The sequence below is a fragment of the Micromonospora zamorensis genome (assembly GCF_900090275.1).
Lineage (GTDB): Bacteria > Actinomycetota > Actinomycetes > Mycobacteriales > Micromonosporaceae > Micromonospora > Micromonospora zamorensis.
Genome location: NZ_LT607755.1, coordinates 5114454 through 5139586, shown reverse-complemented (window position 1 = coordinate 5139586; position 25133 = coordinate 5114454). Strand labels below are relative to the sequence as shown.

Genomic DNA, 25133 nt, shown 5'->3' with positions numbered 1-25133 from the left:
GCGACGCGTCCTTGCGAGGCGGGTGCACCGAGGCCGCCCGGCCACCTGAGTTCCGACTCCGGGCAGCCACGGCCTTATCGAGGGAAGGAATCCATTGAGCGACACCACCGACGTGACGTCGGATGTTTCCAACGTCGCTGGCGATGCCACCGCAGCCGCTCCCGCCCGTCGTCGGCGTAGCGGCACCGGTCTGTCGGCGATGCTGCTGCCAGAGCTGCAGAGCCTGGCTGCGTCGCTCGGCATCTCCGGCACGGCTCGCATGCGCAAGGGCGAGCTGATCGCCGCGATTTCCGAGCGGCAGGGCGGCAACGCCGCCGGGACCCCTCGACCACGGGCCGAGGTCGCGGCCGCGGCCGCTCCGACCCGTGAGGGGGTGCGCGCCGAGGTGCGGGAAACCGCCGACCGGCCGGCAGCCGAGGGGCGCAGTGCCGATCAGGCGCCCGCCGAGCCGGCCGCCGAGACCGAAGGTCGCACTCGCACCCGGCGGAGCCGGACCGCAGCAGCGGAGACCCGTCCGACCGAGACCCGTCCGACCGAGGCGCGTCCCGCTGAGGCGCGTCCGACCGAGGTCCGCGCCGAGGAGGCGCGTACCGAAGAGGCTGGCGCCGGCGAGCGGACCGACCGCGGCGAGAATCGCCGGGACCGGGCCGAGCGTCCGGAGCGCGCCGAGCGCGCCGAGCGCTCCGACCGGGGCGAGCGCTCCGACCGGGGCGACCGCGCGGAGCGTTCCGACCGGGGCGACCGTGCCGAGCGGGGCGAGCGTGCTGACCGGGGCGACCGTGCCGATCGGAGCGAGCGTTCCGACCGGGGCGAGCGTGCTGACCGGGGCGACCGTGCCGACCGGGGCGACCGTGCCGACCGGGGCGAGCGCAACGACCGCGCGGAGCGTTCCGACCGGGGCGAGCGTGCCGAGCGCAACGACCGTCCGGAGCGGGCCGACCGCAACGACCGCGGTGACCGCAACGACCGTGGTCAGCGTGTCGAGCGTGTCGAGCGGGACAGCGACGACGACGACGGCGAGGGTGGCGGCCGGCGCGGCCGGCGCAGCCGTTTCCGGGACCGTCGTCGCGGGCGGGGCGAGCGCACCGAGACCGGTGCCGACACCGGTGGGCGTGAGCCGCAGGTCAGCGAGGACGACGTTCTCGTCCCCGTGGCCGGCATCATCGACGTGCTCGACAACTACGCGTTCGTGCGGACCACCGGCTACCTGGCCGGCCCGAACGACGTCTACGTCTCGATGTCCCAGATCAAGAAGTACGGCCTGCGCCGCGGTGACGCGATCACCGGTGCGGTGCGGGCGGCCCGCGAGGGCGGCAACAGCGGTGACCAGCGGCGCGACAAGTACAACCCGCTGATGCGGCTGGACACGATCAACGGGATGGAGCCGGAGGAGGCCCGGCGTCGACCGGAGTTCTACAAGCTCACTCCGCTCTACCCGCAGGAGCGCCTGCGCCTGGAGACCGAGCCGCACATCCTGACCACCCGGGTCATCGACCTGGTCATGCCGATCGGCAAGGGCCAGCGGGCACTCATCCAGTCACCGCCGAAGGCGGGTAAGACGATGGTGCTGCAGGCGATCGCGAACGCGATCACGCACAACAACCCGGAGTGCCACCTGATGGTGGTGCTGGTGGACGAGCGGCCCGAAGAGGTCACCGACATGCAGCGGTCGATCAAGGGCGAGGTCGTCGCGGCCACGTTCGACCGTCCGCCGCAGGACCACACGACGGTGGCCGAGCTGGCCATCGAGCGGGCCAAGCGCCTGGTTGAGCTGGGGCACGACGTGGTCGTGCTGCTCGACTCGGTGACCCGGCTCGGTCGGTCGTACAACCTGGCTGCTCCGGCCAGCGGCCGGATCATGTCGGGTGGTATCGACTCCACCGCTCTCTACCCGCCGAAGCGCTTCCTCGGCGCGGCTCGCAACATCGAGAACGGCGGGTCGTTGACCATCATCGCCACGGCGCTGGTGGAGACCGGATCCATGGCGGACACGGTCATCTTCGAGGAGTTCAAGGGCACCGGCAACGCGGAGCTGAAGCTGGACCGGAAGATCGCCGACAAGCGCACCTTCCCGGCCATCGACGTCAACCCGTCCGGTACCCGTAAGGAAGAGGTCCTGCTCGCGCCGGAGGAGTTGGCCATCCTCCACAAGCTGCGCAAGGTCCTGCACTCGCTGGACTCGCAGGCGGCGATGGACCTGCTGCTCGACAAGCTCAAGAAGACACGCACCAACATCGAGTTCCTGATGCAGATCGCGAAGTCGACGCCGGGGGAGTAACCATCCCCGGGTGAGACGAAGGGGCACGGCCACACCGGTCGTGCCCCTTCGTCATGTCTCCGGACGGCACGTGATGGAATTTTCCTTCGGTTCAGTCGATAGGTATTGAAACTTCTATTCATTGCCGGGTTGACTGTCGTCCATGCGTACCCGCAGACGAACCGCCCGCCGCACCGGCGTCCTGCTGCTGACGCCGCTGCTCGCCCTGGCCCTGTCGCCACCGGCGACTGCCGCACCCACCATCGCCCCGTCCACCGTCGCCCCACCGTCCCTGGCCTCACCCACGATCGCGGAGGACGCGCCGCCCGCGTCCTCCCGAGCGGCCGGCTCGGTCAGCCTGGCCGCCGCCCCGACAGCCGCGACCGCCCCGACCGCCGTCGCTGGTGGTCTGGAGCCGGCCGGCGGGCTGGAGACCACGAAGGCCACCCGGCCGGTCGCCCCGGGCGTGCAGTTGACGTCCTTCGACAGGTACGACGCCGAGGGCTGGCTGCGCGCCGACGCGCTCACCACCGATCTGGCCGGTGGCTCCACCGTCGACTACGTCAACTCCGGCGCGGTCAGCCGGGCCGAGCCGCTGCGACAGGCGGTGGACCAGTCGCGCGCGGTCGCCGCGGTCAACGGCGACTTCTTCGACATCAACAACTCGGGTGCCGCCCAGGGCGTCGGCGTCCGGGACGGCGAGCTGATCCAGTCCGGGGTCAGCGGTCACCGCAACGCGGTGGCGGTCACCACGAACGGCCTCGGCCGGGTGATCGAGGTGAACTTCGACGGCACCGCAACCCTGCCCACCGGGCCGGTCCCGCTGACCCAGTTCAACAACATGGTCCAGGCCGACGGCATCGGGGCGTTCACCGAGCTGTGGGGGACGTACACCCGGCAGCGTGCCGTGGAGGGCGCGGCCCGGGTGGTCGAGGTCACCGTGACCAACGGTCGGGTGGCCTCGGTGGGAAGCGTGGCCGGCAGCGGCCCGATCGCCGCAGGCAGCACCGTGCTGCTCGGCCGCGACCTCGGCGCGGACGCGCTGGCCGGCCTGCGCGCCGGTGACCCGGTGGCGGTTGCCTGGCGGCCGAAGCCCTCCGACGGCAGCACCCTGCACGCGGCGGTCGGGGGCGGCAACGTCCTGGTCCGCGACGGCGTCGTGCAGAGCATCGCCGATCCGACCCTCGCCCCCCGCACCGCTGTCGGGTTCAGCGCCGACGGTCGAAAGATGATCATGCTGACGGTGGACGGTCGTCAGGTCGACAGCCGCGGCGTGACGCAGACCGAGATGGGCCGGATGATGGCCGAGCTGGGCGCCCACCACGCGCTCAACCTGGATGGCGGCGGATCGTCCACGCTGCTGGCCCGGGAGCCGGGCGCGCCCGCCGTGCAGGTGGAGAACGGCCCCTCCGACGGCAGCGAGCGGGCCGTGCCCAACGGCCTGGCCATCTACGCGCCGAAGGGCAGCGGGCGACTCACCGGCTACTGGGTCGAGACGGCCAGCGACCCCACCGCCGCCCCGGGTGTCTCACCGGTGCGAGGTGGACGGCCCGACCGGGTCTTCCCGGGGCTGACCCGCACCCTCACCGCATCCGGCTACGACGAGACGTACGGCCCGGCGGCCGGCGCTCCCACCTGGCGGGCGACCCCGGCGGTACGCGGCCGGATCGACCGTGACGGCGTGTTTCACGCCGGCGCGCCGGGGGCCAGCACGGTCACCGCCGCACGGGGACGGGTCACCGGCTCCCTGAACCTCACAGTGCTCGGCCCGCTGGCCCGGATCGGCACCACCACGCCGCGGGTCGGGCTGACCGGGCGGGACGGCAACGCCCTGGTCGGCGTGGTCGGGTACGACGCCGAAGGCAACACCGCGCCGATCGAGCCGGCCGACCTCACCCTCGACTACGACCGGGACCTGCTGCGGATCACCCCCACCGGAGACGGCAACCTGTCCGTCGCCGCGTTGGGGGACACCGGCTCCGGCCTGGTGACCGTTCGCGTCGGCCGCACGAGCGTGGTCCTGCCGGTCACCGTCGGCCTGACCGACGTGCCGGTCGCCGGGTTCGACGACGCCGCTTCCTGGCGGTTCAGCCAGGCCCGCGCCAGCGGGTCGGTCGCGCCCGCGCCGGGGCACACCGGCACCGGCCTGCGCATGTCGTACGACTTCGGCCAGTCCACCGGCACGCGGGCCGCGTACGCCGACCCGCCCGCCTGGATCGAGGTGCCCGGTCAGCCGCAGGCCTTCGGGATGTGGATCCACGGCAACGGCACCGGGGAGTGGCCCAGCCTGCACCTGCACGACGCCCAGGACACCCAGCACGTGCTGCGTGGCCCACTGATCACCTGGACCGGCTGGCGGTACGTGGAGTTCGCGGTGCCGGCCGGGGTGCAGTACCCGGTGCGGGTACGCCGCTTCTACGTGGCCGAGACGAACGCCGCCGCGCAGTACACCAGCGAGGTGATCATCGACGACCTGGTGGCGAAGGTGCCCCCGACGGTCGACGTGCCGGAGGTGGCCCCGCGTACCGATCGGGTGGTGGTCCGCGACGGCACTGTGGACGGCGCGCCGTGGCGGTTCGCGGTGCTCTCCGACGCCCAGTTCGTCGCCGCCGACCCGGACAGCGACCTGGTCGCCCAGGCCCGGCGGACGTTGCGCGAGGTGCGGGCTGCCCGGCCGGACTTCCTCCTGATCAACGGCGACTTCGTGGACACCGCCTACCCGGCCGACTTCGCGCTGGCCCGGCGGATCCTCGACGAGGAGTTGGGCGACGCGCTGCCCTGGTACTACGTGCCCGGCAACCACGAGATCATGGGCGCCCCGATCAGCAACTTCGCTGCCGCGTTCGGTGCCACCTCCCGGGTGTTCGACCACAACGGCACCCGGTTCGTCACGCTGAACTCGTCCTCCGGGACGCTGCGCGGCGGCGGCTTCGACCAGGTACGGATGCTCCGCGAGACGCTGGACGCGGCGGCCACCGACCGACGTGTGGGTTCGGTCGTCGTCCTGCACCACCACCCGCCGCGCGACCCCAGCCCGGCGCAGGCCAGCCAGCTCGGCGACCGCAAGGAGGCGGCGCTGCTGGAGCAGTGGCTGGCCGACTTCCAGCACCGCACCGGCAAGGGAGCGCTGTTCGTGGGCGGGCACGTCGGCACCTTCCACGCCGACCGGGTCGACGGTGTGCCGTACGTGATCAACGGCAATGCGGGCAAGACGCCGTCCACCCCTGCCGACCAGGGAGGCTTCACCGGCTGGACGGAGTTCGGCGTGGACCCGGTGACCCCGACCGAGGCGGACCGGGCCCGCCGTGACCCGCTCGCCGAGGGCCCACGCTGGGTGGACGCGGAGTTCCACGCGCACGTCGACCGGCTCACGGTGGCCGCCCCGGCCAGCGTCGCGGTCGGCACCCCCGCGACGGTCACCGCCACACTGGCCCAGCCCAGCGGGCGTACGGTCCCGGTGGCCGCACCGGTCAGCGCCGACTGGTCGGCCTCGCCCGGAGTGCACATCGGCTCGGCGGCCGGGGTGCGCCCATGGCACACCGCCCGATTCGACCCGGCCACCGGCACCCTGACGGCACTGCGGCCCGCCGCGCCGGTACGCCTGACGGTCGAGGTCAACGGCGCCCGTGCCGAGGCCACCATCACCGTCACCAGGTGAACTGTCCGGACGGGCCCCCACGCGCGGGGCCCGTCCGGACACCTCAGAAGTCGCCGTCGGCTACCTGGAAGACGGTCAGGCCGAGGGCCCGCCACATCTGGACCACCTGGACACGGTCGTCGAAGACGCCGGCCACCCGGTAACGGTCCTTGATCTCCCGGTCGTAGATCTCCCGCTTCACGATCGAGTCCTTCCGGGAGTCGCCGACGGCACGCAGGTGCAGGCCGAGGTAGGGGACCCGGACGTGCCGGGCCAGCCACGCCTCGGTGGCCGCTCGGGCGGAGGCGTCCCTCCCGGAGCAGAAGACCACCCCGTACCCGGCCGCGTGCATCGCCCGGACCGCCGCGATCACCGCCGTGTTCGGCTCGTCCTCGCCCACCCGGGTCATGTCGTACGGGCTGCGGGACACGGCCAGCGCGACGGTGCCGTCGATGTCCACCAGCACGATCTCGGGTGGCTCGGTCGACGGCGGGTGCACGACGGCGGGGCGCCCGGTGCGGGCCTGCGGCACCGGCAGCGGCAGGGTCCGCCCCTCCAGGTACCGCTCGTGCAGCCGACGGATCGCCTCGGCGCCGACCTGTTCGGCGACCGGGCGCGCGGCGTCGCGGCGCAGACACTCGGCCAGCGGCACGTCGGTGAAGTCGTGCACCTCGAAGTCCGCGCCGTGGCGAGCGGCCAGCTCAGCCCAGTCCCGCAACGTTCGTGAGCGCAGGTTGGTGTCGTCCACGCAGACGTCCGCGCGGGCCCTCAGCAATGCCTCGACCTGGGCCCGCTGGACGACTGTCACCTGGGCCTCGGCCCACTGGGTGAACAGCCGCTCGCCGTGCAGCATCCGGCGCAGGTCGTCCCGGTTGACCCGGACCACGGAGGGTTGGAGCGTGCGGGCGAACGTCGTCTTGCCCGAGGCGGGCAGTCCCCGGGTGGCGATCAGGCGGGTCATCGACGTCGCACCTCCGGCTCGGCGTGCGTACCCCCTGCGGGGTACCTGGCGGCGGTCCGCCGGGTGGGCGAATGCCCCGTCGGGCGGTGGGAATGCGGACGGGGAGGCACGTGTTGACGATGCCGGACGAGGTGTGCGGCCCGATTACCGGGTCGGCTCAGGCCCATGGCACACTGGTCAATCGGCCACCGGTTCCGGTTCACGCCCGAGCCCGTCGCGTACGGCGCGACGAGCGATGACGGCGACCCGGCGACCACCAACGAGAGGACCGAGGCGATGAAGGCAAACATCCACCCGGAGTACGTGACCACCGAGGTCAGCTGCTCCTGTGGCAACACGTTCACGACCCGCAGCACCGCCAAGGGCGGGGCGATCCACGCCGAGACCTGCAGCGCCTGCCACCCGTTCTACACCGGTAAGCAGCGCGTTCTCGACACCGCCGGCCGGGTCGCGAAGTTCCAGCAGAAGTACGCCAAGGTTCAGGCCAAGAAGGCCAAGTAGTTCCACGTTCGGCGCCCGCGTCCGGTTTTTCGCCGGACGCGGGCGCCGTCCGCATTTCCCCCAGTTTCCGCCCGGCCGCCGGCCTTCCGGCTCTCCCGGCTCGCACCGTCGAAGGAGCATCCGCAGCATGAGCAGCGAGCGTCTGGCCGGCCTCCTCGACGAGTACGCGGAGCTGGAGAAGCGGCTGGCCGATCCGGCCATCCACGCCGACCAGGCGACCGCGCGCAGGGTGGGCCGCCGCTACGCCGAGCTGGTGCCGCTGCACAAGGCCGCCGACGAGCTGGAACAGGCCCGCGCCGACCTGGTGGCGGCCCGCGAGCTTGCCGCGGAGGACCCGTCCTTCGCGAGCGAGGCGGAGTCGCTCGCCGCGACCCTGCCCGTGCTGGAGGAACGCCTCGCCGAGCTGCTCATCCCGCGCGACCCGCACGACGCCAAGGACGTGATCGTCGAGATCAAGGCGGGCGAGGGTGGCGAGGAGTCGGCGCTGTTCGCCGGCGACCTGCTGCGGATGTACACCCGCTATGCCGAGCGCCACGGCTGGGTCACCGAGGTGATCGACGCGCAGGATTCCGACCTCGGCGGGGTCAAGGACGTCTCGCTCGCCATCAAGACCAAGGGTGTGCCGGAGGGCGGCAGCGGCGTCTGGTCCCGACTCAAGTGGGAGGGCGGCGTGCACCGCGTGCAGCGTGTCCCGGTCACCGAGTCGCAGGGCCGGATCCACACCTCCGCCGCCGGGGTGCTGGTGCTGCCCGAGGCCGAGGACGTCGACGTCACCATCGACGCGAACGACCTGCGCATCGACGTGTTCCGCTCGTCCGGCCCGGGCGGCCAGTCGGTCAACACCACCGACTCGGCGGTGCGGATCACCCACCTGCCGACCGGCATCGTCGTCTCCTGCCAGAACGAGAAGTCCCAGTTGCAGAACCGGGAGCAGGCAATGCGGATCATGCGGGCCCGGCTGCTGGCCGCCGCCCAGGAGCAGGCCGACGCCGCCGCCTCGGACGCCCGGAAGGCCCAGGTGCGCACGGTGGACCGCTCGGAGCGGATCCGCACCTACAACTACCCGCAGAACCGGATCACCGACCACCGGATCGGCTACACGGCGTACAACCTCGACCTGGCGCTCGCCGGCGAGCTGGACGGGGTGCTGGACGCCCTGACGGAGGCGGACCGCGCCGCCCGGCTGGCCGGCGACACCGAGCTGACCCGCCGCTGAGCAGCCCGGCCGCGCGCGGCCCGTCGCCGTCGATCATGGGATTGTGGTGGGTGGTTTGTCGCGTCGTGGGCCTTTGGTGAGGCACCACAAGTCCTTGATCGACGCGAGCCCTGGCGGTCAGCTCGCGCGGGGACGGGACTTGGCGCGCAGCATTTCCCGGTCGGCCAGCTCGAAGGCGACGCTGAGCGCGTCGCGCAGCCCACTGCCGCCGGAGACCTCCGCGAAGCCGATGCTCACCCCGACCGGCGTGCCCGGCACCAGCGACTCCCAGTCCTCAAGTCGGACGGCGGCCTCGATCCGGCGGGCCACCTCGGCGGCCTCGGTCATGCCGGTGTCCGGCAGCACCACGACGAACTCGTCACCGCCGTAGCGGGCCACGAAGTCGCCCCGGCGCATCACCCGGTTGATCACCCCGGCGATGCGTTGGAGCACCAGGTCGCCGGAGTGGTGGCCGTGCCGGGTGTTGACCGCCTTGAAGCCGTCCAGGTCGCAGACGCCGATCACCACCCGCTCGCCCCGGGTGACCACTGCCGTGATGTACCGCTCCAGCCGGCGTCGGTTGGGCAGCCCGGTGAGCGGGTCGGTCAACGCCTCGCCCTCGAACCGCGCCGCCTCGCGGCGCATCTCCTCGTGGTCGATGCGGGCGGCGATGCCGTCGATGTAGACGTCCCGCAGCCGGTCGTTGCGTTGGGCGGCGAGCCGGAACGCCAGGCGGTCGGCCCGGTGCGCCGCCGGGTGGTCTCCGGCGCGGGTCAGCGCGATGCTGCGCAGCCGGGCCGGCTCGGCCGCTCCGAGCGTCTCGGTGGACACGTGGACGGTGTCCAACCGGGTGACCGCCTCGATCGGCCGCCCGGCGGCCACGGCGAGGCACACCTGCCCGAGCTGCCGCATGTCGCGGGCGCGGGCGCTGTCTCCGCCGTGGCTGATCAACCGGGCCGGCTCGGCCTCCCCGGTGGTCGCCACCTGGTCGCCGAGCGCCGCCTGCCGAGCCGCCGCGTAGCCGTACGCGGCGAGGCTGCTCGGGCGGAGCTGGCCGGCCCGCCCGGTGCGGACGAAGCGGGCCAGGTCGGCGGCCACGTCCCGAAGCACCCGCAGACACCCGTCGCTGTCGCCGTTGTGGTCCAGTGCCACCGCGTTGCGCAGCCGGATGCCCGGCGCGGCGAACGTCTCCTCGGGGATGCCGGCGGTCAGCCCGAGCTGCCGGGCCCGCTCGATGGCGCCGAGGGCGTAACCGTGGAAGCTGAGGTAGCTGTAGGCCATCGCCAGGTCGTGCCAGCCCCAGGCGGTGTCCCGGTCCGGGTCCTCCACCGCGCCCAGGGCGCGGGCGGCTCGGACGAGGTGCATGACGCAGCGGTCCAGTGCGCCCTGGTGGTGGGCGGCGAGCGCGGCCAGCGCGTTGAGGTGCCCGTGCAGGTACGGCTCGGCGAGGTCGCGAACCGCCGCCGACGCCTCCTCGATGGCCCGGGTGAACTCCGCGGTCCGACCGAGATTGATCAGTGCGGAGAGGCGCTGCACCAGCGCGTCCGCTCGCGCGGCCGGGTCGGCCGTGGTGCGGATCACACGCTCCAGCAGGACGTACGACTCCGCGGAACGGCTGGCCTCCTGCAGTGCACGGGCATGCGTGAGGACATCAACCTGGTCATCGACCCGGTCGAGCCAGCCCACCCGCCAACCTCCTGCCGTGCGCCTGGGCGCACCTGTTCGTCGCGTCGCCCGCGACGCTTCATGATTATGTCGTGAGTACTCTGCCGCAACACCCCCTCGGAGGGACAGGCCCCATCCGTCCGTCCGCCGCAGTGGCCCGATCGGCCCGGGTGCTCGCCGCCGCCGGGGTCGGCTCGGCCCGGGTGGAGGCCGAGTTGCTGGCCGCGTACGTGCTCGGGGTGCCCCGGGGTCGGCTGGCGCTCGCCGACGACCTCAGCGACGACCAGTTGGCGCGGCTCGACGACCTGACGCGTCGTCGCGCCGGGCGGGAGCCGTTGCAGTATCTGACCGGTCGCGCCGGGTTCCGGCACCTTGAGTTGCTGGTCGGCCCGGGTGTCTTCGTGCCCCGGCCGGAGACCGAGTTGCTGGCCGGGTGGGGCGTCGAGCAGGCCCAGGGCCGGCCCGACCCGGTGGTGGTCGACCTGTGCAGCGGCTCGGGCGCCATCGCGCTGGCGGTCGCCCAGGAGCTGCCGGGGGCGCGGGTGATCGCGGTGGAGCGGTCTCCGGCGGCGTTGGCCTGGCTGCGGCGCAACGCGGCGGAGCGGGCCGCGGCGGGGGACCGGCCGATCGAGGTGGTCGAGGCCGACGTGACCGCGCCGGATCTGCTGGCGGACCTGGTGGGCAGGGTGGACGTGCTGCTCTGCAACCCGCCGTACGTGCCGGATGACGTGGTGGTCCCGCCGGAGGTAGCCGGGCACGACCCGGCGGAGGCGGTCTTCGGCGGCGCGGACGGTCTGGCGGTGATCCGGCCGGTCGTCACCCGGGCGGCGGCGTTGCTGCGCCCCGGTGGCGCGTTCGGGGTCGAGCACGACGACACACACGGCGCGGCGGTGCCCGGGCTGCTCGCCGGGCACGGCGGGTTCAGCGCTGTCACGGAGCATCGGGACCTCACCGGACGGCCCCGCTTCGCCACCGCGTCCCGACGGGCGGACGGCCAGCACGCCCCGATCGGGGCGGCGTGGCAGACTGACTCCCCGTGATGCTCTACGACTGCCGGTCGCCCGCCGATCGGGACCGCGGCATCGCTGCGGCGATCGAGGCGGTCAAGAACGGCGAGCTGGTCGTCCTTCCGACGGACACCGTGTACGGGATCGGCGCGGACGCGTTCACCCCGTACGCGGTCAAGGCGCTGCTCGATGCCAAGGGCCGGGGTCGGCAGATGCCGCCGCCGGTGCTGATCGGCTCGCGGCACACCCTGGACGGGTTGGTCTTCTCGCTGCCCACCGCCGCACGGGATCTCGTGGAGGCGTTCTGGCCGGGTGCCCTGACGATCGTCGTCGAGCACTCGCCGAGCCTCCAGTGGGATCTGGGCGACAAGACGGGCACGGTGGCGGTGCGGATGCCGCTGCACCCGGTGGCGCTGGAGGTGCTGCGCGAGACCGGCCCGATGGCGGTCTCGTCGGCCAACAAGACCGGCCAGCCCGCCGCGGTGACCGCCGAGGAGGCGCGTGACCAGCTCAGCTACTCGGTGCGGGCCTACCTGGAGGCCGGTCCCTGCCCGGACCCGGTGCCCAGCACGATCGTGGATCTGACCGGTGAGGTGCCGCAACTGCTGCGGGCGGGGGCTATCCCCTTGGAGAAGCTGCGCGACGTCGTACCGGACCTCATCGACGGTCGGGCGGTCTGAGTGCCCCCGTTCACGGTGCTGCACGTGTGCATGGGCAACATCTGCCGTTCGCCGATGGCAGAGCGGCTGCTCGCCCTGGCGGTGCGGGAGCGGTTGACGCGGCGTGCGGAGGACCCGGCCCGCGCCGAGGAGCTGGTGCACAGCCACAGCGCCGGGACGGGTGGTTGGCACGCGGGCGAGGAGATGAACCCGCCGGCGGCGCGGCAGGTGACCGGCCGGGGTGGGGACGTCGAGGGGTTCGCCGCCCGCAAGTTGCGCTCGGACCACATCGACGCCGCCGACCTGGTCCTGACCGCCACGGCGGACCAGCAGGAGTACGTGGTGGCGCTGCGGCCGGACGCGGCGGCTCGCACGTTCGTGCTGGGGGAGTTCGGCCGGCTGCTGGCCGCGGTGGACGCCACCGCGTTGCCGCCGGGTGACGCGACCCCGGAGGCCGTGTACGCCCGGGGCGTGGCTCTGGTGGCGGCGGCCCATGACGTCCGGTTGGGCGCCTCGGCGTTGCCGACCGATGATCTGGACGACCCGTGGGGTCGCGGTGACCAGTGTTTCAGCCGGGTCGCCGACGAGATCGAGGAGACGGTGCACCCGCTGGCCGGCGCACTGCTGCCCTGAGCCTTGGTGCGAGTTTCCTCCGGGTTTGGGGAAAACCAGGGGCGAAAGGGGCGTTTCGGGTCATCCTGAACGGGTCCTAGCGTGACCGGCTCCTGCGGGGAGAGCTGATGATCCGGGCCCATCTCGACAAACTGCTGACCGTGGTGATCGCCGGAGTGCTGGCCGGGTTGGTGCTGGCCGCAGCCGCCCTGCCGGCGGCCCTGGCCTTCGGGATCGGGTTCAGTAACCTGTCCACGCCGTACTCGGAGCTGCCGAACACACTCCGTACGCCGCCGACCGCCCAGCGCTCCAACCTCTACGCCAACGACGGCACCACCCTGATCACCTCCTTCTACCAGGAGGACCGGGTGGACGTGCCGCTGCACGAGGTGGCCCCGGTGATGCGCCAGGCGATAGTGGCCGCCGAGGACGTCCGGTTCTACCAGCACAGCGGCGTGGACCTGCGCGGCGTGGTGCGCGCGTTCACCGTCAACAAGCGGGACGGGCGGACGCGGCAGGGCGCCTCCACGCTGACCATGCAGTACGTCCGCAACGTGCTCAGCAGCGACCCCCGGCTGACCGAGGCGCAGCGGGTGGCCGCCACCGAGGTCACCACGGTGCGCAAGCTCCAGGAGATGCGCTACGCGCTCGCGCTGGAACGGGAGCTCGACAAGGAGCAGATCCTCACCCGCTACCTCAACATCGCCTACTTCGGCGCCGGGGCGTACGGCATCGCGGCGGCCAGCAAGCGCTACTTCTCCCGGTCTCCGGCCGACCTGACCCTGTCCCAGGCGGCGCTGCTGGCCGGTCTGGTCCGGTCACCGGACAGCGACGACCCGATCAACGGCGACGCCGACGCCGCGCTGGCCCGACGGTCGTACGTGTTGGAGCGGCTTGTGGAGTCGGGTCAGGTGCCGGCGGACGCGGCGGCGGCGGCCCGGGCCGAACCGTTGCAGCTTCAGCCGAATGAGACCCCGAACGACTGCACCGGGGTGCCCGAGGCGCACAACGACTGGGGCTTCTTCTGCGACTGGTTCACCCGCTGGTGGAGCAGCCAGTCCGCGTTCGGCGCGACGGCCGACGAGCGGCAGCGCGCGCTGCGCCGGGGCGGGTTCTCCATCGTGTCGTCGCTGGACCCGGGGGTGCAGCGGGCCACCACCGAGCAGGTGCTGAAGATCTACCGGCCGACGGACGCCGAGGCGGTGCCGACCGCCGTGGTGCAGCCGGGCACCGGGCGGGTGCTGGCGATGTCGGTGAACCGTGCCTACAGCGTGCAGGACAACCCGGTCGGGCAGAAGAACCGCCCCAACACCGTCAACCAGCTGGTCGCCGGCGGCGGGGCGATCGAGGGGTACCAGGGTGGCTCGACGTTCAAGCTCTTCACCATGCTGGCCGCGCTGGAGTCCGGCCTGCCGCTGTCGACCGACTTCGTGGCGCCGACCCAGTTGCTCACCCGCTTCCCGGTCACCGGGGAGGCGAGCTGTGACGGTCACTGGTGCCCGACGAACGCCAGCCCCTCGTCGATGGACGGCCCCCGCACCATGTGGAGCGCGTTCGGCCGTTCGGTGAACACGTACTTCGCCTGGCTCACCGAAAAGGTGGGCGCCGACCGGGTGGTGGAGATGGCCGAGCGGCTCGGCATCGTGCTGCGGGCCGACTCCGACGCCAAGCTGGCCCGCTACGGCGCGAAGAACTGGGGCCCGTTCACCCTGGGCGTGGCCGCGACGACGCCGCTGGACCTGGCCACCGCGTACGCCACCGTGGCTGCCGAGGGGACCTGGTGCGCACCGCTGCCGGTGGTCTCGATCACCGACTCGGGCGGCCGACCCGTCGACGCCGCCAAGCCGGACTGCCGGCAGGTGCTCGACCCCGACGTGGCCCGGGCGGCCACCGACGCGGCACGCTGCCCGGTCGGCGACCAGTCGATGTACAGGCGCTGCGACGGCGCAACCGCACCCGGGCTGCGCGCGCGGCTCGGCCGTCCCGTGGCCGGCAAGACCGGCAGCTCGGAGCGGTACGAGACGGAGACCGTGGTGGCGTTCACGCCGCAGTTGGCGGTCGCCTCGATGGCGGCGAACCCGGACGATCCCCGGGACGCGGTCGGCCAGGCGGTGCAGGCTCGGATGGTGGACGCGGTCGGCGAGGTGCTCGCCGTCGCCCTGCGCGACCAACCGGTACGCGACTTCGTCCCGCCGAGCGAACGAACCGCCCTCCAGGTCACCGGAGCCCGCACCGGCAACTGAGACCTGCGGGGATCAGGGGGCCTGTTCGGCGTTGCGCGCAATGTTGCGGGCCATCCCGCCGAAGACCACCGCGTGGAAGGGCGCCACCGACCCCCAGTAGGCGTGGCCGCTCAGCCCGCGTGGCAGGAAGACCGCGCGTTGCTGGTAGCGGCTGCGGCCGTCGTCAGTTGGCAGCACCCGCATCTCCAGCCAGGCCCGGCCGGGCAGCCGCATCTCGGCGCGCAGCCGGAGCAACTCGCCCGGGACGATCTCCTCGACCCGCCAGAAGTCCAGCGCCTCACCGACCTGGAGGCGGTGCGGGTCGCGTCGGCCCCGACGCAGCCCGACCCCGCCGACCAGCCGGTCCAGCCAGCCGCGGATCGACCAGGCGAGCGGGAACGAGTACCAGCCGTGCTCCCCGCCGACGCCCTCGACGACCCGCCAGAGCGCCGCCGGTGGGGCGTCCACCACCCTCTCGCGGACGTCGGTGTAGGCGGTGCCGCCGGACCACTTCGGGTCGGTGGGCAACGGCTCGGCGGGCGCGTCCGGGCCGCTCGCGTTCGACCAACGGGTCTCCACCTGGGCGTCACGCACCTTGGCGAGCGCCAGCGCCACCGCGTCGTCGAAGCCGGTCAGCCCACCGGGTGGGTCCGGCACGTAGCGGGCGATGTCGTGCTCGTGCGCGACCGCCTCGTGGATCAGGCTCTCCACCAGGGGACGGGCGATGGCATTCGGCACGGGGGTGACCAGGCCGACCCAGTGCGACGAGAGCGACGGGGTGAGCGCGCGGACCGGCACGATGATCCGTCGGCGCAGCCCGGCCACCCGGGCGTAGCGCTGCATCATGTCGAGGAAGGTCAGCACGTCCGGCCCGCCGATGTCGAAGCCCCGGTTGACGTCCGGCGGAAGCGCGATGGAGCCGGCCAGGTAGCGCAGCACGTCGCGGACCGCGATCGGTTGGATCCGGTTGTGGACCCAGCGCGGGGTGATCATGGCGGGTAGCCGCTCGGTCAGGTACCGCAGCATCTCGAACGACGCCGAGCCGGATCCGATGATCACCGCGGCCCGCAACACGGCCGTCGGCACCCCGCTGGCCAGCAGGATCCGGCCCACCTCGGCCCGGGACCGCAGGTGCGGGGACGGGACCTCCGCGTCGGACGCCGGCTCCGGCCCACCCAGGTAGACGATCCGGCGTACGCCGGCAGCGCGGGCCGCCGCCGCGAAGTTGGTCGCCGCCGTGCGGTCGGCCTCCTCGAAGTCGGGCCGGCCCAACGAGTGCACCAGGAAGTACGCGACGTCCACGTCGGCGAACGCGGCGGGCAGCGTCTCCGGCCGGCTCAGGTCCCCCTCGACGATCTCGGCCGCCGAGGCCCAGGGCACGTCCCGCAGCCGGACCGCCTTGCGGGCGAGGCAGCGGACGGTGTGCCCGTCGGCCAGCAGCAGCGGCGTCAGCCGCCCGCCGATGTATCCGGTGGCTCCCGTGACGAGGCATCTCACAGGTCCCAGTGTGCGGCCCCCTAGACTCGTTCGCTGTGGAGACCGAGACGAGCACCTTCTGGGGGCCGGATTTCGCGCAGCTCAGGGCCACCGACCCGGAGATCGCCGGGGTGGTCCTCGGCGAGCTGGACCGGTTGCGGGGTGGCCTGCAGCTCATCGCCAGCGAAAACCTGACCTCGCCGGCGGTGCTGGCCGCGCTCGGCTCGACCCTGACCAACAAGTACGCCGAGGGTTACCCGGGCCGGCGCTACTACGGCGGCTGTACCGAGGTGGACCGGGCCGAGGAGATCGGCATCGCCCGGGCCAAGGAGCTCTTCGGGGCCGAGCACGCCAACCTCCAGCCGCACTCCGGTGCGAGCGCCAACCTGGCCGCGTACGCCGCGCTGGTGCAGCCGGGTGACACGGTGCTGGCGATGGACCTGCCGCACGGCGGGCACCTCACCCACGGCAGCCGGGTGAACTTCTCCGGCAAGTGGTTCCGCCCGGTCGGCTACCCGGTGCGGCCGGACACCGAGCAGATCGACTACGACGAGGTACGGGACCTGGCGCGGGCGCACCGACCCAAGCTGATCATCTGTGGTGCCACCGCGTACCCCCGGCTGATCGACTTCGCCCGGTTCCGGGAGATCGCCGACGAGGTGGGCGCGTACCTGATGGTGGACGCCGCGCACTTCATCGGCCTGGTCGCCGGCCGGGCCATCCCGTCCCCGGTGCCGTACGCCGACGTCGTCTGCGCCACCACCCACAAGGTGCTGCGCGGTCCGCGCGGCGGCATGATCCTGTGCCGCGAGTCGCTGGCCCAGCGCATCGACAAGGCGGTCTTCCCGTTCACCCAGGGTGGCCCGCTGATGCACGCCGTCGCGGCCAAGGCGGTCGCGCTGCGCGAGGCCGCCCAGCCGGAGTTCCAGACGTACGCCAGGCAGGTCGTCACCAACGCCCAGGCGCTCGCCGCCGGGCTGACCGACGAGGGCATGCGCCCGGTGTCCGGTGGCACCGACACCCACCTGGCCCTGATCGACCTGCGGGAGCTGGGGGTGACCGGCGCCGAGGCCGAGCGACGCTGCGACGCCGCGTCGATCACCCTGAACAAGAACGCCATCCCGTACGACCCGCAGCCGCCGATGGTGGCCTCCGGCATCCGGGTGGGCACGCCGAGCGTCACCACCCAGGGCATGCGGGAGGGGGAGATGCGGCAGGTGGCCTCCCTGATCGCCCGTGCGGTGCGCACCGATCCCGGGGCACCGGGAGGCGCCGACGAGCTGACCCGGCTCGGCGCCGAGGTGGCCGAGCTGGTCGCGGCGTTTCCGGCGTACCCCCGTGGCTGAGCCCGGGGTGGTCGAGCCCGACGCCGACCGGCGGTGGCGGCTGCGGCACCTGCCGGTGCTGCTGGCCGCGTCGGCGGCGTTGGCGGTGGTCGCCGCGGTGGTGGGTGCGGTGACCGGCGGCGCGACGGCAGCGCTCGGCGCGGCGGCCGGCGTGGGCGTCACGGTGCTCAGCTACACCCTGACCACGGTGGTGCTGGCCCGGGCCGACCAGGTCAACCCGCAGTTGTTGCTGCCGCTCGGGCTGGGCCTGTACGTGCTGAAGTTCACCCTGCTGGGCGTGGTGATGGTGGCGGTGGCGTCGACCGGCTGGGCCGGGTTGGTCCCGCTCTGCCTCGGCATCGTCTCCGGGGTGGCAGTGTGGACGGCGGTGCACATCTGGTGGCTGACCACGGTGCACGCCCGCCGGCCGCAGGGCTGACCTGGCCGTTGGCAGGTCGTCCCAACCAGCGGACGCGCCGCAATGTGTCGGCCTCCGGTCATTTTCCGACGGGCGGAAGGGGAGTAGCGTGCCCACAGACGACGGTGCCCACGAGAAGCCCACACAACGATGGTTGTGCGGGGGGTGAGGCACAGCCTCGTCTTCCCGGCTGATATCGTTCGCCCCGTCATGGCTGGTGACCAAACCCCCCGTCCCGCCGGTGAACCGGACGATATTCCGTCCGGCGCCGGTCAGGGTTGGACCGCGCTCAGCTACCTCATCGGAGGCATGCTCGTGTGGGGTTTCATCGGCTGGCTGATTGACCAGTGGCTCGACACCGGCGGCGTTGCCACCGGGATCGGCGTCGTGCTCGGTATGGCCGGGGGCATCATCCTGGTCGTCCGCCGACTCGGCACGCCTACTTAGGAAGGGACGCGGTGTTCGGACAGGCGAACGTTCTGGCAGCGGGCCAGGCGGCATTCCCACCCAGTGTGGAGGACTTTTACCTGCCCAGCATCCTGCCCTGGGGTGCGCACGACTCGTACTGGTTCACCAAGATCACGGCAATGGTCTGGGTCGCGGTCGGCGTCCTGATCATTTTCTTCCTGGCGACCTACCGGAAGCCGCAGCTGGTGCCGACCAAGAAGCAGTGGCTCGCCGAGTCGATCTACGGCTTCGTGCGCAACAACATCGCGGTCGACATGATCGGTCACGCGGGGGTGCGGTTCGCTCCGTACTTCACGACGCTCTTCTGCTTCGTGCTGCTGACGAACTTCTTCGCGATCGTGCCGTTCTTCCAGATCTCGCCGAACTCGCACATCGCCTTCCCGGCGTTCCTCGCGATCATCAGCTACGTGCTGTTCAACTACGTCGGCATCAAGAAGCACGGGTTCGTCAAATACTTCAAGAACTCTCTGGTTCCGCCGGCGCCGTGGTTCATCCTGCCGCTGCTGATCCCGATCGAGCTCTTCTCGACGTTCATCGTCCGGCCGTTCTCCCTTGCGGTTCGTCTCTTCGCGAACATGTTCGCCGGCCACATGCTCCTGCTGGTCTTCACGCTCGGCGGCTTCGCCATGCTGAGCGCCAACGCCTGGCTGGCTCCGGTCTCGGTGCTCTCCTGGGTGATGACCATCGCGCTCACCTTTCTCGAGTTCCTGGTGATCTGCCTGCAGGCATACGTCTTCACCGTCCTCACCGCCAGTTACGTGCAGGGCGCGCTCGCCGAAGAGCACTGATCCACCGCACCAACCGTTGTCGTCCCGCGTGAGAGACACGCGTGATAACCAGGAGGAACCACTAATGGATTACGTCGCCGCCGCAGAAGGTGTCGTTGGCAGCACCGCCGCCATCGGCTACGGCCTCGCGGCCATCGGTCCGGGTATCGGCGTCGGCCTGGTCTTCGCCGCCTACATCCAGTCGACCGCCCGTCAGCCGGAGTCGTCGCGGATGACCCTGCCGTACGTCTGGATCGGCTTCGCCGTCATCGAGGCGCTCGCGCTGCTGGGTATCGCCTTCGGCTTCATCTGGCAGGGCCAGCTCTAATCCCGCTCGTCGACCGGGAGGTCACCTATGTACTTCCTCGCCGCTGAGGGTGGTGAGTCGACCCACAACCCGATCATCCCCATCTGGCAAGAGATCGTGGTCGGTGGGATCGCCTTCATCGTTCTCTGCTTCGTGCTGATGAAGTTCGTCTTCCCCCGCATGGAGCAGACGTTCCAGGCTCGGGTCGACGCGATCGAGGGCGGCATCAAGCGCGCCGAGGCCGCCCAGGCCGAGGCGAACCAGCTGCTCGAGCAGTACCGTGCCCAGCTCGCTGAGGCTCGGACCGACGCCGCCAAGATCCGTGACGACGCGCGGGCCGACGCCGAGGGCATCCGGCAGGACATCCTCGCCAAGGCGCGGGAGGAGTCCGACCGGGTCATCCAGGCCGGCAAGGACGCGCTCGCCGCCGAGCGGGCCACCATCGTGCGCGAGCTGCGCACGGAGGTCGGCACGATCGCGGTGGACCTCGCCAGCAAGATCGTTGGCGAGTCGCTGGCCGACGAGGCGCGACGCAAGGGCACCGTCGACCGGTTCCTGAGCGGCCTCGAGAGCACTGGGGCCCGCTGATGCAGGCCGCCAGCCGGGAGTCGTACAAGGTCGGGGCCGAGCACCTCGACGCGTACGTCCGCGGCAATGACGCGGTCGCGGTGGCACACACCGCGAACGACCTGCTCGCTGTCGGCGGGCTGCTGCGACGGGAGCCCCGGCTGCGCCGGGCGCTCTCGGACCCGGCCCGGTCCGGCGCGGATCGCGCCGAACTGCTCGGCGGGATGCTGCGCGGCAAGGTCGGCGAGGGTGCGCTCGAACTGCTCGCCGCGCTGGTGTCCGGCCGTTGGTCGGCACCGTCGGAGTTGCTCGATGCCGTCGAGCGACTCGGCGTGGAAGCGGTGCTCGCCAGCACCGAGGCCTCCGGTGACCTCGGCGAGGTCGAGGACGAGCTGTTCCGTTTCGGGCAGGTCGTCGCCGGCGAGCCGGCGCTCTCGGCGGTGCTGTCCAACTCGGCGGCCCCGGTGGAGCAGCGCGGGGCCCTGGTCGGCCAGCTGCTGGCCGGCAAGACCCGTCTGGCCACCGTTCGCCTCATCGAGGTGGCGCTGTCCGGCTTCGGGGGGCGCTCCTTCAGTGGATCGCTCACCCGGCTCGTGGAACTCGCCGCCGAACGGCGGGACCGTCAGGTGGCGTACGTCACCGTGGCGGCCCCGTTGAGTGACGAGGAGGAGCGCCGGCTGGGTGCGAGCCTCGCTGGGATATACGGTCGAGAGGTCTCCGTCAAGCAGACGGTCGACCCCCACGTCCTGGGTGGCGTGAGCGTGCGGGTCGGCTCCGACCTGTACGACGGCACCATCCTTCGCCGCCTCAACGAGACCCGCAACGCGCTCGCGAAGCGCTGAACGGCTCGCCGCCCAGCGGCTGAGCGGCTCCGCCGCTCAGCGTCGGGGCGGCACCGCCGCTCAGCGCCCGGATTGACAGACGCCATTCGGACCGGTCGGTACTAGGTATCCCGGGCCCCTGAATTTTAAGGAAGCAGAGGATGGCCGAGCTGACCATCTCGACGGAGGAGATCCGCGGCGCCCTGGAGCGCTACGTCTCTTCCTACTCGTCCGACGTCTCCCGCGAGGAGGTCGGCACCGTCGCCGACACCGGTGACGGTATCGCCCACGTTGAGGGCCTGCCCTCGACCATGACCAACGAGCTCCTGGAGTTCGAGGACGGCACGCTCGGCGTGGCGTTGAACCTCGACGTCCGGGAGATCGGTGTCGTTGTTCTCGGTGACTCCGCCAAGCTGGAGGAGGGGCAGCGCGTCAAGCGCACCGAGCGGGTTCTCTCCGTTCCGGTCGGCGACGCCTTCCTCGGCCGCGTGGTCAACGCGCTCGGCGATCCGATCGACGCGCTCGGCGACATCGCCAACGAGGGCTTCCGCGAGCTGGAGCTTCAGGCTCCGAACGTGATGTCCCGGCAGTCCGTCGACGAGCCGCTGCAGACCGGCATCAAGGCCATCGACGCGATGACCCCGATCGGTCGGGGTCAGCGGCAGCTGATCATCGGTGACCGCAAGACCGGCAAGACCACTGTCGCCCTGGACGCCATCCTCAACCAGCGGGACAACTGGCGCACCGGCGACCCGAAGAAGCAGGTCCGCTGCATCTACGTCGCCATCGGTCAGAAGGCCTCCACCATCGCCTCGATCAAGGGGCAGCTGGAAGAGGCCGGCGCGATGGAGTACACGACGATCGTGGCCTCCCCGGCGTCCGACCCGGCCGGCTTCAAGTACCTCGCCCCGTACACCGGCTCGTCCATCGGGCAGCACTGGATGTACGGCGGCAAGCACGTTCTGATCGTCTTCGACGACCTGAGCAAGCAGGCCGAGGCGTACCGGGCCGTGTCGCTGCTGCTGCGTCGCCCGCCGGGCCGTGAGGCGTACCCGGGTGACGTCTTCTACCTGCACTCCCGCCTGCTGGAGCGCTGCGCGAAGCTCTCCGACGAGCTGGGTGGCGGCTCGATGACCGGTCTGCCGATCATCGAGACGAAGGCCAACGACATCTCGGCCTTCATCCCGACCAACGTCATCTCGATCACCGACGGCCAGATCTTCCTGGAGACCGACCTGTTCAACCAGGGCGTTCGTCCGGCGATCAACGTCGGCACCTCGGTCTCCCGGGTCGGTGGCGCCGCGCAGGTGAAGCCGATGAAGAAGGTCGCTGGTTCGCTGCGGCTCAACCTCGCGCAGTACCGCGAGCTGGAGGCGTTCGCCGCCTTCGCCTCCGACCTGGACCGGGCCTCCCGCGCCCAGCTGGACCGCGGTTCGCGCCTGGTCGAGCTGCTCAAGCAGCCGAACTACTCGCCGTTCCCGGTGCAGGAGCAGGTCGTCTCGGTCTGGGCCGGCACCGAGGGCAAGCTGGACGACATCCCGGTGGGCGAGGTCCGGCGCTTCGAGTCGGAGTTCCTCCAGTACCTGCGGCACAAGCACGAGGGTGTGCTGGCCGGCATCGCCGACAACCAGTGGAACGATGACATCATCGGCTCCCTGGACAGCGCGATCGCCGAGTTCAAGCAGGTCTTCCTCAACAAGGAGGACGAGCGTCGGGTCAACGACGCGCCGGCCGCACCGCTTGAGGGCGACGAGAACCGCGAGACGGTGACCCGCTTCCGCGACAGCGCGACCGACCGCCCGGCCGAGAGCTGATCCCGTGGCGGCCCAGGTACGCGTTCTTCGTCAACGGATCCGCTCGGCGAAGTCGATGAAGAAGATCACCAAGGCGATGGAGCTCGTGGCGACGAGCCGGATCGCCAAGGCTCAGGCCCGGGTGCAGGCGTCCCTGCCGTACGCCCAGGCCATCACCGGTGTGCTCACGGCGCTGGCGTCCAACGCGCGGATCGACCACCCGCTGCTCACCCCGCGCGAGCGGGTGCGGCGGGCCGGCGTCCTGTTGGTCACCAGCGACCGTGGCCTGGCCGGCGGTTACAGCTCCAACGCGATCAGGATGGCGGAGTCGCTGGTCGCGCGGCTCAAGGCGGACGGCAAGGAGCCGGTGCTCTACGTCATCGGGCGTAAGGGCGTCGGGTTCTACCGGTTCCGCGAACGGCCGATCGAGGCCAACTGGACCGGGTTCAGCGAGCAGCCGTCGTTCGAGGACGCCCGCACCGTCGGTGAGACGCTGATCAAGGCGTTCACGGCCGGTGCGGACGACGTCGACGGCGGTGCCGGAGCGGACGGCGTGCTCGGCGTCGACGAGTTGCACATCGTCTACACCGAGTTCCACTCGCTGATGACGCAGAACCCGGTCACCAAGGTGATCGGTCCGATGCAGGTGGAGGACCGGCCGCGCTCCGAGGGGCTGCTGCCGGCGTACGAGTTCGAGCCGGAGGCGGAGGCGCTGCTCGACGCGCTCCTGCCGAGGTACATCAACACGCGGATCTACGCGGCGTTGATCGAGTCGGCGGCGAGTGAGTCGGCGGCACGGCGGCGGGCGATGAAGAGCGCCACCGACAACGCCGAAGAGATGATCGAGAAGTACACGCGCGAGATGAACTCGGCTCGCCAGGCCGGGATCACCCAGGAGATCAGCGAGATCGTCGGCGGCGCCAACGCGCTGGCCGCGTCGGGAAGTGAAGTGTGATGACTGCACCAGTAGAGACCAAGACGGCCACGGGTCGCGTGGTCCGGGTCATCGGCCCGGTCGTCGACGCCGAGTTCCCGCGCGACGCCATGCCGGCCCTGTTCAACGCGCTCAACGTTGACGTGAAGCTGTCCGGCGGTGAGAAGACGCTGACCCTGGAGGTCGCCCAGCACCTGGGTGACAACCTGATCCGTGCCATCTCGATGCAGCCGACGGACGGCCTGGTTCGCGGCGCTGAGGTGCGTGACCGCGGCGAGCCGATCACCGTGCCGGTGGGCGACGCGGTCAAGGGCAAGGTGTTCAACGCGATCGGCGAGGTGCTCAACCTCAAAGAGGGCGAGACGTTCGAGGCCGACGACCGGTGGGGCATCCACCGCAAGGCCCCGGCCTTCGCGGACCTGGAGCCGAAGACCGAGATGCTGGAGACCGGCATCAAGGTGATCGACCTGCTCGCCCCGTACGTCAAGGGCGGCAAGATCGGTCTGTTCGGCGGCGCGGGCGTGGGCAAGACGGTGCTCATCCAGGAGATGATCACCCGTGTTGCCCGCAACTTCGGTGGTACCTCGGTGTTCGCCGGCGTGGGTGAGCGCACCCGTGAGGGCAACGACCTCATCGCCGAGATGACCGAGTCCGGCGTCATCGACAAGACCGCGCTGGTCTACGGCCAGATGGACGAGCCGCCGGGCACCCGGCTGCGGGTGGCCCTCTCCGCGCTGACCATGGCGGAGTACTTCCGGGACGTGAAGAAGCAGGAGGTGCTGCTCTTCATCGACAACATCTTCCGCTTCACCCAGGCCGGTTCGGAGGTGTCCACCCTGCTCGGCCGTATGCCGAGCGCCGTGGGTTACCAGCCGACCCTGGCCGACGAGATGGGCGAGCTCCAGGAGCGGATCACCTCCGTCCGGGGCCAGGCCATCACGTCGATGCAGGCGATCTACGTGCCGGCGGACGACTACACCGACCCCGCTCCGGCCACCACGTTCGCCCACCTGGACGCGACCACCAACCTGGAGCGGTCGATCTCCGACAAGGGCATCTACCCGGCCGTGGACCCGCTGGCGTCCTCGTCCCGGATCCTCGCCCCGGAGTTCGTCGGCGCCGAGCACTTCCAGGTCGCCACCGAGGTGAAGCGGATCCTGCAGCGCTACCGCGACCTGCAGGACATCATCGCCATCCTCGGTATCGAGGAGCTCTCCGAGGAAGACAAGATCACCGTGGCTCGGGCCCGGCGGATCGAGCGCTTCCTCTCGCAGAACACGTACGCCGCGGAGCAGTTCACCGGCGTGGCGGGCTCGACGGTCCCGATCAAGGAGACCATCGAGGCGTTCCGCAAGATCAGCGAGGGTGAGTACGATCACTTCCCCGAGCAGGCGTTCTTCATGTGCGGCGGTCTCGAGGACCTTGAGGCCAAGGCTGCGGAGCTGATGAAGGACTGACCAGCTCGATCGGATCTGCAACAAAAAGACTGCCCCGGCATTGCCGGGGCAGTCTTTTGTTCATGTTCGCGTCCTATCGTCGTC

Annotated in this window: 21 protein-coding genes; 18 read left to right on the top strand and 3 right to left on the bottom strand. The window is 71.4% G+C overall.

Annotated features, from left to right (window positions below):
• Positions 1-94: 94 nt before the first annotated feature.
• Positions 95-2278: a transcription termination factor Rho gene (rho, locus tag GA0070619_RS22725; protein ID WP_088949929.1), complete on the top strand. Its 2184-nt coding sequence runs from the start codon at positions 95-97 to the stop codon at positions 2276-2278.
• Between the two features lie 142 nt (positions 2279-2420).
• Positions 2421-5915, top strand: a complete 3495-nt coding sequence (locus GA0070619_RS22720) for a phosphodiester glycosidase family protein (protein ID WP_088949928.1) — start codon at positions 2421-2423, stop codon at positions 5913-5915.
• 43 nt (positions 5916-5958) lie between these two features.
• Here GA0070619_RS22720 and GA0070619_RS22715 read toward each other — a convergent pair whose 3' ends face one another.
• The gene (locus GA0070619_RS22715) at positions 5959-6855 is read right to left on the bottom strand and encodes a phosphatase domain-containing protein (protein WP_088949927.1); all 897 of its coding nucleotides are present in this window, start codon (positions 6853-6855) and stop codon (positions 5959-5961) included.
• A 276-nt stretch (positions 6856-7131) separates the two neighbouring features.
• On the opposite strand from GA0070619_RS22715, the gene rpmE reads away from it, so the two are divergent.
• Both rpmE and prfA read left to right on the top strand, forming a co-directional pair.
• Complete coding sequence (rpmE, locus tag GA0070619_RS22710) at positions 7132-7356, top strand: 50S ribosomal protein L31 (RefSeq protein ID WP_030333150.1); 225 nt, start codon at positions 7132-7134, stop codon at positions 7354-7356.
• A gap of 127 nt (positions 7357-7483) precedes the next feature.
• Complete coding sequence (gene prfA, locus GA0070619_RS22705) at positions 7484-8572, top strand: peptide chain release factor 1 (RefSeq protein WP_088949926.1); 1089 nt, start codon at positions 7484-7486, stop codon at positions 8570-8572.
• 117 nt (positions 8573-8689) lie between these two features.
• On the opposite strand, the gene GA0070619_RS22700 is transcribed toward prfA, so the two are convergent.
• Positions 8690-10237, bottom strand: a complete 1548-nt coding sequence (locus GA0070619_RS22700) for a GGDEF domain-containing protein (protein ID WP_088949925.1) — start codon at positions 10235-10237, stop codon at positions 8690-8692.
• A gap of 71 nt (positions 10238-10308) precedes the next feature.
• Between GA0070619_RS22700 and prmC the strand changes: the two genes are divergently transcribed.
• The 4 genes from prmC (at position 10309) to GA0070619_RS22680 (ending at position 14737) form a co-directional block, all read left to right on the top strand.
• A complete protein-coding gene (prmC, locus tag GA0070619_RS22695; RefSeq protein WP_088949924.1) occupies positions 10309-11256 on the top strand; it encodes a peptide chain release factor N(5)-glutamine methyltransferase in 948 nt (315 codons plus the stop codon).
• Entirely contained in the window at positions 11256-11903 is a 648-nt protein-coding gene (locus GA0070619_RS22690; RefSeq protein ID WP_088949923.1) for an L-threonylcarbamoyladenylate synthase, read from the top strand. The genes prmC and GA0070619_RS22690 overlap by 1 nt, the downstream gene beginning before the upstream one ends.
• Positions 11904-12515, top strand: a complete 612-nt coding sequence (locus tag GA0070619_RS22685; protein WP_088949922.1) for an arsenate reductase/protein-tyrosine-phosphatase family protein — start codon at positions 11904-11906, stop codon at positions 12513-12515.
• A gap of 107 nt (positions 12516-12622) precedes the next feature.
• Entirely contained in the window at positions 12623-14737 is a 2115-nt protein-coding gene (locus GA0070619_RS22680; RefSeq protein ID WP_088949921.1) for a transglycosylase domain-containing protein, read from the top strand.
• Positions 14738-14749: 12 nt separating this feature from the next.
• On the opposite strand, the gene GA0070619_RS22675 is transcribed toward GA0070619_RS22680, so the two are convergent.
• Complete coding sequence (locus GA0070619_RS22675) at positions 14750-16213, bottom strand: SDR family oxidoreductase (RefSeq protein WP_088949920.1); 1464 nt, start codon at positions 16211-16213, stop codon at positions 14750-14752.
• 35 nt (positions 16214-16248) lie between these two features.
• Between GA0070619_RS22675 and GA0070619_RS22670 the strand changes: the two genes are divergently transcribed.
• The 10 genes from GA0070619_RS22670 to atpD all read left to right on the top strand — a co-directional run bounded on the left by GA0070619_RS22670 (position 16249) and on the right by atpD (position 25049).
• Entirely contained in the window at positions 16249-17538 is a 1290-nt protein-coding gene (locus GA0070619_RS22670; protein WP_172862098.1) for a serine hydroxymethyltransferase, read from the top strand.
• Positions 17531-17956, top strand: a complete 426-nt coding sequence (locus GA0070619_RS22665; RefSeq protein ID WP_088949918.1) for a hypothetical protein — start codon at positions 17531-17533, stop codon at positions 17954-17956. Before GA0070619_RS22670 ends, GA0070619_RS22665 begins: the two co-directional genes overlap by 8 nt.
• Before the next feature lie 189 nt (positions 17957-18145).
• A complete protein-coding gene (locus tag GA0070619_RS22660) occupies positions 18146-18382 on the top strand; it encodes an AtpZ/AtpI family protein (RefSeq protein WP_088951984.1) in 237 nt (78 codons plus the stop codon).
• An 11-nt stretch (positions 18383-18393) separates the two neighbouring features.
• Entirely contained in the window at positions 18394-19191 is a 798-nt protein-coding gene (gene atpB / locus GA0070619_RS22655) for a F0F1 ATP synthase subunit A (RefSeq protein WP_088949917.1), read from the top strand.
• A gap of 64 nt (positions 19192-19255) precedes the next feature.
• Positions 19256-19498, top strand: a complete 243-nt coding sequence (locus tag GA0070619_RS22650) for an ATP synthase subunit c family protein (protein ID WP_088949916.1) — start codon at positions 19256-19258, stop codon at positions 19496-19498.
• Between the two features lie 27 nt (positions 19499-19525).
• Entirely contained in the window at positions 19526-20065 is a 540-nt protein-coding gene (locus tag GA0070619_RS22645; RefSeq protein ID WP_088949915.1) for a F0F1 ATP synthase subunit B, read from the top strand.
• Entirely contained in the window at positions 20065-20886 is an 822-nt protein-coding gene (locus GA0070619_RS22640) for a F0F1 ATP synthase subunit delta (protein WP_088949914.1), read from the top strand. Before GA0070619_RS22645 ends, GA0070619_RS22640 begins: the two co-directional genes overlap by 1 nt.
• Positions 20887-21026: 140 nt before the next feature.
• Positions 21027-22679, top strand: coding sequence for a F0F1 ATP synthase subunit alpha (atpA, locus tag GA0070619_RS22635; RefSeq protein ID WP_088949913.1), 1653 nt, complete (start codon positions 21027-21029; stop codon positions 22677-22679).
• A 4-nt stretch (positions 22680-22683) separates the two neighbouring features.
• A complete protein-coding gene (locus tag GA0070619_RS22630) occupies positions 22684-23613 on the top strand; it encodes a F0F1 ATP synthase subunit gamma (RefSeq protein ID WP_088949912.1) in 930 nt (309 codons plus the stop codon).
• Positions 23613-25049, top strand: a complete 1437-nt coding sequence (gene atpD / locus GA0070619_RS22625; RefSeq protein ID WP_088949911.1) for a F0F1 ATP synthase subunit beta — start codon at positions 23613-23615, stop codon at positions 25047-25049. Before GA0070619_RS22630 ends, atpD begins: the two co-directional genes overlap by 1 nt.
• The last annotated feature ends 84 nt before the right edge of the window (positions 25050-25133 follow it).

Bases quoted from the DNA above. Each gene is read 5' to 3' on its own strand.
- prfA (WP_088949926.1), top strand. From the start codon at position 7,484: ATGAGCAGCGAGCGTCTGGCCGGCCTCCTCGACGAGTACGCGGAGCTG.
- GA0070619_RS22640 (WP_088949914.1), top strand. From the start codon at position 20,065: ATGCAGGCCGCCAGCCGGGAGTCGTACAAGGTCGGGGCCGAGCACCTC.
- atpD (WP_088949911.1), top strand. From the start codon at position 23,613: ATGACTGCACCAGTAGAGACCAAGACGGCCACGGGTCGCGTGGTCCGG.
- GA0070619_RS22645 (WP_088949915.1), top strand. From the start codon at position 19,526: ATGTACTTCCTCGCCGCTGAGGGTGGTGAGTCGACCCACAACCCGATC.
- GA0070619_RS22690 (WP_088949923.1), top strand. From the start codon at position 11,256: ATGCTCTACGACTGCCGGTCGCCCGCCGATCGGGACCGCGGCATCGCT.
- atpA (WP_088949913.1), top strand. From the start codon at position 21,027: ATGGCCGAGCTGACCATCTCGACGGAGGAGATCCGCGGCGCCCTGGAG.
- GA0070619_RS22715 (WP_088949927.1), bottom strand. From the start codon at position 6,855: ATGACCCGCCTGATCGCCACCCGGGGACTGCCCGCCTCGGGCAAGACG.
- GA0070619_RS22720 (WP_088949928.1), top strand. From the start codon at position 2,421: ATGCGTACCCGCAGACGAACCGCCCGCCGCACCGGCGTCCTGCTGCTG.
- GA0070619_RS22650 (WP_088949916.1), top strand. From the start codon at position 19,256: ATGGATTACGTCGCCGCCGCAGAAGGTGTCGTTGGCAGCACCGCCGCC.
- GA0070619_RS22680 (WP_088949921.1), top strand. From the start codon at position 12,623: ATGATCCGGGCCCATCTCGACAAACTGCTGACCGTGGTGATCGCCGGA.
- GA0070619_RS22660 (WP_088951984.1), top strand. From the start codon at position 18,146: ATGGCTGGTGACCAAACCCCCCGTCCCGCCGGTGAACCGGACGATATT.
- rpmE (WP_030333150.1), top strand. From the start codon at position 7,132: ATGAAGGCAAACATCCACCCGGAGTACGTGACCACCGAGGTCAGCTGC.